The organism is Segatella sinensis, assembly GCF_040095255.1.
Classification (GTDB): Bacteria; Bacteroidota; Bacteroidia; order Bacteroidales; family Bacteroidaceae; genus Prevotella; species Prevotella sinensis.
Genome location: NZ_JBBNGE010000010.1, coordinates 22,279 through 34,706 on the forward strand (window position 1 = coordinate 22,279; position 12,428 = coordinate 34,706).

13 protein-coding genes are annotated in these 12,428 nt (G+C 50.9%); 7 read left to right on the plus strand and 6 right to left on the minus strand.

The annotated features are described in order from the left end of the window. Positions 1-50: 50 nt before the first annotated feature. A complete protein-coding gene (locus AAAT87_RS04445; protein WP_295024044.1) occupies positions 51-1,190 on the minus strand; it encodes an AI-2E family transporter in 1,140 nt (379 codons plus the stop codon). A gap of 32 nt (positions 1,191-1,222) precedes the next feature. Next, on the minus strand, positions 1,223-1,804 hold the full coding sequence (locus AAAT87_RS04450; RefSeq protein WP_295024045.1) for a thymidine kinase: 582 nt from the start codon (positions 1,802-1,804) through the stop codon (positions 1,223-1,225). 96 nt (positions 1,805-1,900) lie between these two features. Between AAAT87_RS04450 and rsmI the strand changes: the two genes are divergently transcribed. After that, entirely contained in the window at positions 1,901-2,632 is a 732-nt protein-coding gene (gene rsmI / locus AAAT87_RS04455) for a 16S rRNA (cytidine(1402)-2'-O)-methyltransferase (RefSeq protein WP_117661377.1), read from the plus strand. A 41-nt stretch (positions 2,633-2,673) separates the two neighbouring features. Then, complete coding sequence (locus AAAT87_RS04460) at positions 2,674-3,522, plus strand: Cbp1 family collagen-binding glycoprotein adhesin (RefSeq protein ID WP_349225751.1); 849 nt, start codon at positions 2,674-2,676, stop codon at positions 3,520-3,522. Between the two features lie 125 nt (positions 3,523-3,647). Here the strand turns inward: AAAT87_RS04460 and AAAT87_RS04465 are convergent, their stop codons facing one another. Then, positions 3,648-4,094, minus strand: a complete 447-nt coding sequence (locus AAAT87_RS04465; protein ID WP_296972687.1) for a nucleoside deaminase — start codon at positions 4,092-4,094, stop codon at positions 3,648-3,650. 152 nt (positions 4,095-4,246) lie between these two features. Between AAAT87_RS04465 and AAAT87_RS04470 the strand changes: the two genes are divergently transcribed. Genes AAAT87_RS04470 through pyrH form a run of 3 tightly spaced genes read left to right on the plus strand, consistent with a single transcriptional unit; the run spans position 4,247 to position 6,139 of the window. After that, positions 4,247-4,624, plus strand: coding sequence for a YraN family protein (locus tag AAAT87_RS04470; protein ID WP_295024050.1), 378 nt, complete (start codon positions 4,247-4,249; stop codon positions 4,622-4,624). A 33-nt stretch (positions 4,625-4,657) separates the two neighbouring features. After that, complete coding sequence (locus tag AAAT87_RS04475; protein ID WP_298529115.1) at positions 4,658-5,410, plus strand: biotin--[acetyl-CoA-carboxylase] ligase; 753 nt, start codon at positions 4,658-4,660, stop codon at positions 5,408-5,410. An 18-nt stretch (positions 5,411-5,428) separates the two neighbouring features. Continuing rightward, the gene (pyrH, locus tag AAAT87_RS04480) at positions 5,429-6,139 is read left to right on the plus strand and encodes a UMP kinase (RefSeq protein ID WP_089544033.1); all 711 of its coding nucleotides are present in this window, start codon (positions 5,429-5,431) and stop codon (positions 6,137-6,139) included. A 136-nt stretch (positions 6,140-6,275) separates the two neighbouring features. Here the strand turns inward: pyrH and pssA are convergent, their stop codons facing one another. Beyond that, the gene (gene pssA / locus AAAT87_RS04485; RefSeq protein ID WP_349225753.1) at positions 6,276-7,004 is read right to left on the minus strand and encodes a CDP-diacylglycerol--serine O-phosphatidyltransferase; all 729 of its coding nucleotides are present in this window, start codon (positions 7,002-7,004) and stop codon (positions 6,276-6,278) included. A 6-nt stretch (positions 7,005-7,010) separates the two neighbouring features. Next, positions 7,011-7,703: a phosphatidylserine decarboxylase family protein gene (locus AAAT87_RS04490; RefSeq protein ID WP_153091171.1), complete on the minus strand. Its 693-nt coding sequence runs from the start codon at positions 7,701-7,703 to the stop codon at positions 7,011-7,013. Positions 7,704-7,841: 138 nt separating this feature from the next. Between AAAT87_RS04490 and dnaE the strand changes: the two genes are divergently transcribed. Both dnaE and trxA read left to right on the plus strand, forming a co-directional pair. After that, positions 7,842-11,552, plus strand: coding sequence for a DNA polymerase III subunit alpha (gene dnaE / locus AAAT87_RS04495; protein WP_295024057.1), 3,711 nt, complete (start codon positions 7,842-7,844; stop codon positions 11,550-11,552). 48 nt (positions 11,553-11,600) lie between these two features. Continuing rightward, positions 11,601-11,915 carry a thioredoxin gene (gene trxA / locus AAAT87_RS04500; protein WP_089544029.1) on the plus strand — a complete coding sequence of 105 codons (315 nt, stop codon included), beginning with the start codon at positions 11,601-11,603 and terminating at the stop codon, positions 11,913-11,915. A gap of 97 nt (positions 11,916-12,012) precedes the next feature. On the opposite strand, the gene tsaE is transcribed toward trxA, so the two are convergent. Then, positions 12,013-12,423, minus strand: coding sequence for a tRNA (adenosine(37)-N6)-threonylcarbamoyltransferase complex ATPase subunit type 1 TsaE (tsaE, locus tag AAAT87_RS04505; protein ID WP_295024059.1), 411 nt, complete (start codon positions 12,421-12,423; stop codon positions 12,013-12,015). Between the last annotated feature and the right edge of the window lie 5 nt (positions 12,424-12,428).

The window sequence follows — 12,428 nt, forward strand, 5'->3', positions numbered from 1 at the left end:
GTGCAAAGGTACGACTATTTTTTGAAATCACCAAATATTTAGTCGTTTTTTTATTGTTTTTCTTCTATTTTGCCCGTTTCTGAGGCAGTTTCCGGTAGATCCGGCCCTAAATTCTCTTCATATTGCGGCTTTTCTCTCGTTACATACCGCTGCCAATAAGCTATGAGAAGGGTAGTGAGCGGAAGGGCAACAATCAGCCCCAGGAAGCCTAGCAGAGCACCCCATATCGAAAGACTCAGGAGCAGGATGGCTGGGTTCAAGCCCATCGCCTTGCCCATAATCTTCGGTGTAACCACCATATCCGTAATCACCTGCACCACGCAGAATACCAATACCGCCAGTCCGAAGACTACCCAGAAGTTCTGTCCCGTATCTGCCGCCTTGAGCATTGCCAGGAATGCCGTAGGAATGAGGGCAAAGGTATGAAGATACGGTACCAGGTCCATGATGCCGATCAGAATGCCCAGACCAATCGCCATCGGGAAACCGATGATGGTGAAGCCGATGCAGAACATGATGCCCATACAGAGCGCCACCATTCCCTGGCCTCGGATATAGTTGTTGAGCTCGCGCTCTACATCCTTCATCAGTGCCGACCAGAACGGACGGTTCTTCTTCGGGAAGATGCGCACCCAGTTGGCTGTCAGGGTTTCGTAATCGAGCAGGATGAAGAACATATATAATAAGGTAATCATGGATGCCACGATACTCATCAGTACGGTTGCCGTCTGGCTCACTACCGAGAAAACCTTCGGCATCGTGGTCTTCAGGGCATCGCTGAAGTCCTTGCTCTTCAAGAACCGTTCTATGGTGGTCTGGTTGTCCTGCAGCCACTCCTTGATCAGCATCGTGAGATTGTTGGTATGGGTGGTTTGATGAACCCATCGGGTCAACACTTCTCCCAGTTTGTCAAACTGGTCAATCATCGGTGGGATGATGAGCCAGATGACACCCCCCACGATGGCAATCGCAGCTCCCATTGCCAGAAGAATGGAGATGGCACGAACCTTGACATGGAGTTTTTGCTCGATGAACTTCACGACGGGATAGAGCAGGTATGCGAAAAACCATGCTATAAAGAAAGGAAGCAGTACCTCACTCAGATAGTTGGTGATGTAGAGTACTGCAATGACGAGGGTAACTATACCAGCCCATCTGATGAACTTGTCGAATGTAATCTCCTTACTCATTTACCTTGAACTTTGAATTTTGATACTTTCTTCTATTTCTCCTGGCTGATGGCTTTCTGGTAGCAGTCTCTGCAGAGCGGCTCGTATTCATCCTGCTCACCCAGGAGCACGCGCTTGTCGTTAGCCACCAGTCGATGGCTGACGTATGCCAGTGCACCGCACTTCACGCAGATGGCGTGCACCTTGGTCACCTCGTCGGCGATGGCACAGAGTGCAGGAATCGGACCGAAGGGAACCCCCTTGAAATCCATATCCAGCCCCGCCACGATGACGCGTACGCCGCGGTTGGCGAGTTCGTTGCAGACCTCCACCAATCCATTGTCCAGAAACTGAGCCTCGTCGATACCGACCACGTCGATATCCGAAGCCAATAGCAAAATCGATCCGGAAGATTCAATAGGAGTAGATCGGATAGAATTCTGGTCATGGCTCACTACATTGTCTTCGGAGTAGCGCGTATCTATCGCCGGCTTGAAGATTTCCACCTTCTGTCTGGCGAAGTTGGCACGCTTCATTCTTCGGATCAGTTCCTCGGTTTTTCCGGAGAACATCGATCCGCACACCACTTCAATTCTTCCGGGACGGTGTGCCTCCCCATTCAGTATTTCAGTCATTTCGGGGACAAAATTACTAATAAGGTTTTAAAAAATGCAAAGATACGCAGTTTTTTTTTGCTATGAAAGATTAATTAACTACATTTGTACCCACTTATGGGCATATTATATATCGTACCGACTCCAGTAGGCAATATGGAGGACATGACAATGCGAGCCATCCGTGTCTTGAAAGAGGCAGATATGGTGCTCGCTGAGGACACTCGGACATCGAGCGTCCTGCTTAAGCATTTCGATATTAAAAATCGATTAGTGGCGCATCATAAGTTTAATGAGCATGGCACATCGGCTGGCATCGTAGAGCGATTGAAGGCTGGTGAGACCATCGCCTTGATCAGTGATGCAGGAACCCCAGGCATCAGCGACCCTGGTTTCTATCTGGCTCGTGAGGCTGCGAAAGCAGGCATCACCGTGCAGACCCTTCCGGGACCTACGGCTTGCATCCCAGCCATCGTGTCGTCCGGATTACCTTGCGACAGATTCTGCTTCGAGGGATTCATCCCGCAGAAGAAGGGCAGACAAACCTATCTGGAATCTCTCAAGGATGAGGTGCGCACCATGATCTTCTACGAGTCACCCTATAGAGTGGTGAAGACCTTGCAGCAGTTTGCCGAGGTTTTTGGAGAAGACAGACAGGTGAGCTGCTGCCGTGAAATCTCGAAGCTGCACGAGGAAAGTGTGCGTGGAAGCCTTGCCGAGGTAATCGCCCACTTTCAGGAGACGGAACCGCGCGGCGAGTTCGTCATCGTGCTGGCGGGTAAGGATCCCAAGCAGCTGAAGGAGGAATTGAAGGAAAAGCGACGCGAAGAGCGTAAGAATAATAAATAAAGAAAGTATTAATTATAAAATTAACAAAAAGGAGAAGGATTATGAAAAAGCTATTAATGATGGCATGCCTCGCAGCCTTTGTTTTAACTGGATGTAACGACGGCAAGAACAATGCCGCTAACAATGCGGCTCAAGCAGATTCGCTCAACAGCATCATTGCGCAGAAGGATAGTGAACTGAATGATATGCTGGGTACTCTGAATGAGATTGAGGATGGTCTCAACCAGATCAATGAGGCTGAGAACCGCGTGGTGCTCTTGAAGAATGGCGAGGGTGCCACCAAGAGACAGAAACTCAAGGAGGATGTGCAGTTTATCGCTACTCGCATGAAGCAGAACAAGGAGCTCCTCGCCAAGTTGCAGAAGCAGTTGGCTAACAGCTCTATCCAGGGCGACCAGCTCAAGAAGACCATCGAGAACCTGCAGAAGCTGCTGGTTGAGAAGGAGAAGCAGCTCCAGGCACTCCGTGAGGAGTTGGATAGCAAGGATATCCATATTGCAGCTCTTGATGAGACTATCAACAACTTGAACACCAAGACCAGCAACCTTACCAAGGAAAGCAGTAAGAAGACTGAGGTGATCAATGCTCAGGATAAGCAGCTCAACACAGCATGGTATGTATTCGGTACCAAGAAGGAGCTGAAGAACCAGCACATCATGGAGAATGGTAAGGTTATGACCGGTAACTTCAACAAGAGCTACTTTACAAAGGTAGATATCCGTGAGGTTTCTGAGATCAAGCTTTATTCTAAGTCAGCCAAGTTGCTCACTACTCATCCTTCAAGCTCTTATACTCTGGTTCGTGATGCCAACAAGCAATATACTCTCCGCATCACCAACTCTCAGATCTTCTGGAGCACCAGCAAGTACCTGGTTGTTCTCGTGAAGTAATGAAGAATATTGGATTAGAAACGAAATGTTGACGCACCGAAACGGTGCATCAAGCCGGAAAAACAAAAAAGATGATGCACCATTTCAGTGCATCATCTTTTTTTTGTGTATAGTTTGATACTGTCCTATCTTTTTCTAGCAAAGAATTGCTGCATGAGTGCTCGGCATTCATCTTCCAGTACGCCCGATGTAACTATTGTCTTAGGATGCAGCGCCTGGGGCGCATATTTGGTATAGCCCCTTTTTTCATCTCCGGCACCATACACCACACGGCTGATCTGCGACCATCCCAAGGCTCCGGCGCACATCACGCACGGCTCTACTGTGACATAGAGGGTACAGTCTTTCAGGTATTTTCCGCCCAGCATGTTCGCTCCGGATGTAATCGCCTGCATCTCGGCATGGGCGGTAACATCGGTGAGCATCTCCGTAAGATTGTGGGCTCTCGAGATGATGCGGTCCCTGCAAACGATGACGGCACCTACCGGAATCTCGTCTTCGTCGAATGCCGCCTGCGCCTCCATCAGCGCACGGCGCATATATTCTTCGTCTTTTTTCAGATTGTCTTCCATATTTCCATTCTTTATGATTTCTCTTTTTCTATTTTTGTGCAAAAATACATAAAAAACTTTGATGGATGAAAGAAAAGTATTATTTTTGCATAGTAATAGTGCTTTTTGGGCGGAAAATGATGCCGCCAGAGGTAAACTGAAGAGAATAATCTATGGCTGAACATAATGATTTGGGCAAATGGGGAGAAGATGAGGCTGTGTTCTATCTGGAAGATAAGGGCTATACCATCATAGATCGTGACTGGAGGCTAGGCCGCCGCGACCTGGATATCCTTGCCTATACTCCCGATGGCTCCACCCTGGTGGTGGTAGAGGTGAAGACCCGCACCGGCGGGAAATACCAGCAGCCCGAAGAGGCTGTCACCCCCAGCAAGATGAGGAATCTTGCCATAGCTGCCAATGCCTATGTCAAGGAATGCCAGGTGGACAAAGAGTTGCGCTTCGATGTCATCTCCATCGTGGGAAGCGAACATCAGGTGAAGAGTCTGCAGCATCTCAAGGATGCCTTCAATCCGATGCTCATCCTTTGAGGCAGATGCTTACATATATATAATAAGGTGAAAATGGAAACAAAGATCATAAGAATGCAGGAAGTGGATTCTACGAATACCTTCCTGAAGGGAATGAAAGCCTGCGAGGATGATACGCTCATCGTGGCTGTAGCCGATTATCAGACGGCAGGCAGGGGACAGGGCACACATACCTGGGAGAGCGAACCGGGCAAGAACCTCCTGTTCAGTTTGCTGATGACTCCTACCTGGGTGCCCGTACGCCAGCAGTTCCAGCTCTCAGAGGCAGGAGCCCTAGCCGTCAAGGATGCCCTGGATACCTATACCGACGGCATTACGCTGAAATGGCCGAACGATGTATATTGGAACGACAGGAAGATCAGCGGCACGCTGATTGAGACCTCTGTCGATTCCAAGGGCATCAAGCGATGCATCTTCGGTACCGGGGTGAACATCAATCAGACCGAGTTCCACAGCGATGCGCCCAATCCGGTATCCCTGGCTCAGATTCTGGGTCACGAGGTGGATAGGGAAGAGGTGCTGCAGAAGATCATCGAGGCATTCAAGAAGTATTATGAGCTGCTCCGCCGTGCCGACTATATGGATGTTTCGGGCATCTATCATCTCTCGCTCTACCGCCGCAAGGGATTCCACTGGTACGAGGATGCCGACGGAAAGTTCGAGGGTGCCTTCGTAGAGGTGGAAGATGACGGCCATCTCATCCTTCACGACAGGAAGGGAATGATCCGGTCGTATGCCTTCGGCGAAATCAGATTCCTGATTCCTTCAGCAAATATGAAACAATAAACATTAAACAAGATATTTATGGCAAAGTTTAAAAGAATTCTTTTGAAGTTGAGCGGTGAGAGCCTGATGGGCAAGCAGAGCTTCGGCATCGACCCTGAGCGCTTGAGTGATTATGCTAAGCAGATTAAGGAAGTTCACGAGATGGGCGTGCAGATCGGTATCGTGATCGGTGGTGGTAACATTTTCCGTGGATTGAGCGGAAGCCAGAAGGGATTCGACCGTGTGAAGGGCGACCAGATGGGTATGTGTGCCACCGTCATCAACTCTCTCGCCCTGAGCAGTGCCCTCGGTGCACTGGGCGTGAAGAACAAGGTGCTTACAGCTATCCGCATGGAGCCTATCGGTGAGTTCTACACCAAGTGGAAGGCCATCGAGGCAATGGAAGACGGCTACATCTGCATCTTCTCTGCAGGTACAGGCAGCCCATATTTCACTACCGATACCGGTTCTTCTCTCCGTGGTATCGAGATTGAGGCAGACGTGATGCTCAAGGGTACCCGTGTGGACGGCATCTATACCGCCGACCCAGAGAAGGATCCTACCGCTACAAAGTTCAAGGACATCACCTATGATGAAATCTACACCAAGGGCTTGAAGGTGATGGACCTCACGGCTACTACCATGTGCAAGGAGAACGACCTTCCTATCTACGTATTCAATATGGATGTAGTCGGCAACCTGAAGAAGGTGATGGAAGGTGAGGAGATTGGTACGCTCGTACACAATTAAATAAAAAAATAAGGCTTACTTCCCGCCGGAAGTAAGCCTTTGTTGTTCCTTAATCTTTTTATCTTTGTTAGAAAGCTGATGCCTATACTAACAATTAACGCCTTTCCTTGAAAAGGAAATGACAAAACCTATATTTTTATTTTTTCTTCAAAAACATCATCCAGGAGAGAAGTACGTACATCAGGATGATAGGCCACCATCCCTCCAGGAATCCTCTTGCTCCTTCGGCAGCCACAGATACCGCAAGAACGGCGATGGCGAAACCGACAAAGCTATACTTCACCTCGTTGCCCTTGAACGACCACTGCTTGAACTTCAGGGCGAACAGCGGCAACTCGCATACCAGCAGGAAGCTGGTGATGAAAATCAGCGCCAGCACGAGATATATCGACCAGCTCTGGTTGGTAATCCAGCTGGGGCTGCTTACTACCAGCGAACCCCAGAACAGCGCATTGGCTGGCGTAGGTACTCCGATGAAAGAGGTAGTCTGGCGCTCATCCAGGTTGAACTTCGCCAGTCTCAGGGCAGAGCAAGCTGCGATGATGAAGGCTACGTATGGCAACCAGGGGCGCAAAGGCTCCAGAAACTCCGGATACTCCATTACAAAGAGTTGTGAGAATACGATGGTGGCTGGTGCTACGCCAAAGGTCACATCGTCGGCAAGCGAGTCCAGCTCCTTGCCGATAGGCGATGAAACGTGCAGCAAGCGGGCGCTCATACCATCGAAAAAGTCAAAAATAGCTCCAATGATAATCCACAACAGTGCCATTTCGGGATTTCCACCGAAGGCAAACGATGTAGCGATGCAGCCTGAGATGAGGTTGCAGCAGGTAATCGTGTTTGGAATATGCTTCTTAATACTCATTTTTTCTTATTTCAGTTTTGCTATGATTGTCTGATCACCTGTGGTTGACTGTCCCATCTTCACGCATACTTCCGTGCCGAGAGGCAGATACACATCCACTCGTGAACCCAGTTTGATGAATCCGAGATGCTCATCGATGTAGCACTCTTCTCCCTCCTTGGCATAGGTTACGATGCGGCGGGCTACGGCACCGGCAATCTGCCGGCACAATACATCCACGCCCTCAGGGGTGGTGATCATCGTGTCGGCATGCTCGTTCTCCTCGCTCGCCTTAGGCAGCCATGCCTTCATGAACTTTCCGTCCTCGTGCTTCACGAACTTCACCTTGCCATCCACAGGAAACCAGTTGGCATGTACGTTCCAGAGGCTCATGAAGATGGAAATCATCAGTCGCCTGTCGTTGAAGTAAGGTGCATTCTCCACTTCCTCTATCACTACGATCTTGCCGTCGGCAGGAGCTACCACGAGTTTCTCGGTATCTTCCACGTTCAGGAATCTGATCGGGCATCGGTAGAAGTTGAGCACGATACCATATACTACACCGAAGACCACAAGGAATGCCCAGAAAGGTATCTTGTTGTCAAAAGCCATCCACAGTACTGCTGCGACAGCCACCAGTGCTATACCGCCGAACACCAGCTGGTCGGTGCCTTCGCGGTGAATTCTTATCTTTTTTAGTTTCTTGATTTTTTGTCCCATGAGAAAGGTTTACGTTTTTATTTTCGGTGCAAAGGTACGTCATTTTTATCGTTTTTGCAAATTTTTCTCCCATTTCTTTTGGCAATATCAACTTTTAGCAGTAACTTTGTTCTCAAATTACGAATTTTAATGCAAAAAATGGAAGATTTTGTTCATTTACACGTCCATACACAGTATTCCATCCTCGACGGCCAGTCCAAGATTCCATGTCTGGTGGACAAGGCCATCAAGGATGGCATGAAGGGTATGGCAGTAACCGATCATGGTGTGATGTTCGGCATCAAGGAGCTGGTTGACTATTGCGGAAAGGTCAACAAAGACCGCAAGAAAGAGGGACTCGAACCCTTCAAGCCCATCATCGGTTGCGAGATGTATGTGGCACGACGCACCAAGGGCGACCGCGAGAAGGACAAGGGCGATATGAGTGGTTACCACCTCATCGTGCTCGCCAAGAACTATAACGGATACAAGAACCTCATCAAGCTGGTGAGCAATTCGTGGGTGGATGGATACTACATGCGCCCACGAACCGACCGTGCCGACCTGGAGAAGTATCACGAAGACCTCATCGTCTGCTCGGCATGTATCGCCGGCGAGGTGCCAGCCAAGATCCTGAAGGGCGATATCGCCGGAGCCCGCGAGGCATGCGAGTGGTATCACAATCTCTTCGGCGATGACTATTACCTGGAGCTGCAGCGCCACAAGGTGCCCGATGATCCGAGCCTGCTCGCCAACCGCGAGGCTTACGAACTGCAGCAGAAGGCGAACAAGGTGCTCATCGAGTTTGCCAGGGAATACGGCATCAAGCTCGTATGTACAAACGACTGCCACTTCGAGGACAAGGAGACTGCCGAGGCGCACGACCATCTGCTCTGCATCGCCACCGGCAAGGACCTGGACGATCCTAACCGCATGCGCTACTCCAAGCAGGAGTGGTTCAAGACCCGCGAGGAGATGAACGAAGTGTTCGCTGATGTGCCCGAGGCGCTCTCGAATACCCTCGAAGTATTGGATAAGGTGGAAATCTACAGCATCGACCATGGTCCTATCATGCCGTTCTTCCCCATTCCGGAGAGTTTCGGTACCGAGGAGCAGCTGCGCCAGAAGGTGTCGGAAGAAGACCTCTACAGGGAGTTTACCACTGATGAGAATGGAGAGAACCAGCTGTCGCCCGAGGATGGTCAGAAGGTGATCGACCGTCTGGGCGGCTACGACAAGATATACCGCATCAAGTTTGAGGCAGAATACCTGCGCCACCTCGCCTACGAGGGAGCCAGGAAGCTTTATGGCGATCCGCTGCCCGAGAATGTGGATGAGCACGTGAACTTCGAGCTCCACGTGATGAAGACCATGGGTTTCCCGGGCTACTTCCTCATCGTGTCCGACTTCATCAGGGCGGCACGCGAAGAGCTGGGCGTAATGGTGGGCCCGGGCCGTGGATCAGCGGCAGGTTCCGTAGTGGCATATTGCCTGGGAATCACCAAGATCGACCCTCTGAAGTACGACCTGCTGTTTGAGCGTTTCCTGAACCCAGACCGTGTGAACCTGCCTGATATCGATACCGACTTCGATGACGACGGCCGAGGCAAGGTGTTGCGCTGGGTAATGGATAAGTACGGTCACGAGAACTGTGCCCACATTATTACATACGGTTCGATGGCCACCAAAAACTCCATCAAGGATGTGGCGCGCGTAGAGAAGCTGCCTTTGGACAAGGCGAATGCACTCTGCAAGGCGATTCCCGACCGTCTGCCCGACGGAGCGAAGATGAACCTTGCCAACGCCATCAAATATACCCCGGAGCTGAAGGAGGCAGAATACTCCAGCGACCCCCGCGAGAGCAATACCATCAAGTATGCCCGCATGCTCGAGGGTACCATCCGCGGCACGGGTATCCATGCCTGCGGATTCATCATCTGCCGCGACCCTATCAGCAACTGGGTGCCTGTATCTACCGCCGATGACCCTGATTTCCCGGGACTGAAGACGGCAGTAACCCAGTACGACGGTCACGTGATCGAGACCACCGGACTCATCAAGATGGACTTCCTGGGTCTGAAGACCCTCTCCGAGATGAAGGAGGCGTGCAAGGTAATCAAGCAGACCACGGGCGATGTCGTAGATCTCGATACCATCCCTATTGATGATGAGCTTACCTATCAGCTCTACCAGCGCGGCCAGACCATCGGAACCTTCCAGTTCGAGTCGCCGGGTATGCAGAAGTATCTCCGCGAGCTGAAGCCTACGGTTTTCGAGGACCTCATCGCCATGAACGCCCTCTACCGTCCGGGACCTATGGATTACATCCCCGACTTCATCGCCCGCAAGAACGGCCAGCAGGCCATCACCTACGATATCCCCTGCATGGAGAAATACCTCAAGGATACCTACGGCATCACGGTGTATCAGGAGCAGGTGATGCTCCTTTCCCGCCAGCTGGCAAGCTTCACCCGAGGCGAGTCGGATGCCCTCCGTAAGGCGATGGGTAAGAAGAAGAAGGCTATCGTAGATGCGATGAAGCCGAAGTTCATCAAACAGGGACAGGAGAACGGCCACGATCCGGCTGTGCTCGAGAAAATCTGGAGCGACTGGGAGAAGTTTGCATCCTATGCCTTCAACAAGTCGCACGCCACCTGCTATTCCTGGGTAGCCTATCAGACAGCCTATCTCAAGGCACACTATCCAGCCGAATACATGGCAGCGCTGATGACCCGCCGCTTTGCGCAGATCACCGAGATTACCAAGCTGATGGAGGAGTGCCAGTCGATGGACATCAAGACCCTGGGACCGGATGTAAACGAGAGTTACCGTGCCTTCGGTGTGAACGAGCATGGCGAGATACGCTTCGGACTTTCCGCCATCAAGGGTATGGGAACTCCTGCCGCCGATGCCATCGTGGCAGAGCGCCTGAAGAACGGCCCTTATAAGAACATCTTCGATTTTGCCGAGCGCGTGGATTTCTCCAATGTCAACCGCAAGGCATTCGAAAGTCTGGCTCTGAGTGGCGGTTTCGACAGCTTCGGCATCCGCCGCGAGCAGTACTTCGGCAAGAACAGCAAGGGCGATACCTTCCTGGATACGCTCGTAAGATACGGTCAGCTCTACCAGCAGGAGCAGCGCGAGGCAGCCACCTCGCTCTTCGGAGGTGTAGAGGCGGTGGAGATAGCCACCCCTCCTATACCGGAAGCTGAATCCTGGAGCACCATCGAGAGGCTCAACAGGGAGCGTGAGCTCGTGGGCATCTATCTCTCGGCTCATCCGCTCGACGATTACGAAATCATCCTCCGCAACCTCTGCAATACCCACTGCTCTGAACTGGGCGACAAGGTGGAGCTTGCCAAGAAGGAGGATGTGGTGTTCGGCGGCATCATCACCGGGGTGAAATCCAAGTTCACCAAGACCGGAAAGCCGTGCGGCTTCGTCACCATCGAGGATTTCGAAGGATCGGGCGAGCTGGCGCTCTTCGGTGAGGACTGGGGCAACTGGCGAGGCATCATGGTAGAGGGCAGCACCATCTTCGTTACGGCGAAGTGTGTGTCCCGTTACGGCAATAGCAACTTTCTTGACTTCAAGATCAGCACCGTGGAGTATCTCCAGACCGTGAAGGAGAACCGCCTGGAGAAGTTTACCATCATCGTGGACAGTACGGTGATAGACGAAACGCTGGTGAATGATATCAAGACGCTGGTGGAGAATGATGAGGGCAAGGCACAGCTCTTCCTTCAGATTCACGATGCCGAGACCAAGACCAATGTGCTGCTGCGTGCGCAGGACCGCACGGTGGGAGTGAGCAGGGATCTGATACAGTTTGTCAACGACCATCCGAAGATGTCGTATCAGATCAATTAAAAATGATTCATGAGAATATTATTAACTATATAAAAAAGGTAGAAAAAAATGGAAGTAACAATTACAACCGAGAATTTCGAGAGTTACAAGAATGGCGAGTTGCCATTGGTAGTAGATTTGTGGGCTACATGGTGTGGTCCTTGCCGCCAGATTGCTCCTATCGTGTCAGAATTGGCAGAGGAGTTTGACGGTAAGTTGGTAGTTGGTAAGTGTGATGTAGAGGAGAACGACGACATCGCAATGGAGTTTGGCGTTCGCAATATCCCTACCATCCTTTTCTTCAAGGGTGGCCAGCTCGTTGACAAGTTTGTTGGTGCAGCCAACAAGTCAACCCTCAAGGAGAAGTTTGAGGCTCTGCTGTAAGACAGGGCAGAAGACTAAAAAAAATACGTCCCGGTGCGGCATCAGCTGCATCGGGACGTATGCTTTTTTGTTAGAATCCGAATTTGCGAAATAGCCTCTAGAATTCTACGCTTCTGCTACCATCTTCCTCCACGGTGATGGTCACCTTGGTACAATCCTCCGGCAGCAGGTCCTCGATGAGTTCCGGCCACTCCAGGAAGCAGAGGTTTCCGCTGTAGAAGTAATCCTCGTATCCCATATCATACACCTCTTCAATCTTCTTGATGCGGTAGAAGTCGAAATGGTAGATAGAATCGCCGTTTCCGGCAGTGTATTCGTTGACGAGAGCGAAGGTAGGCGAGGTGATTACATCCTCCACGCCCAGTTCCTCGCAGATAGCTTTAACGAAAGTTGTCTTTCCGGCACCCATCTTGCCATAGAAGGCAAAGACCTTGCCGTCGCCCATGTTCTGCAGGAATTCCTTGGCTGCAGCATGGATGTTGTCTAATGAATCAATCTTAATCTTCATATATT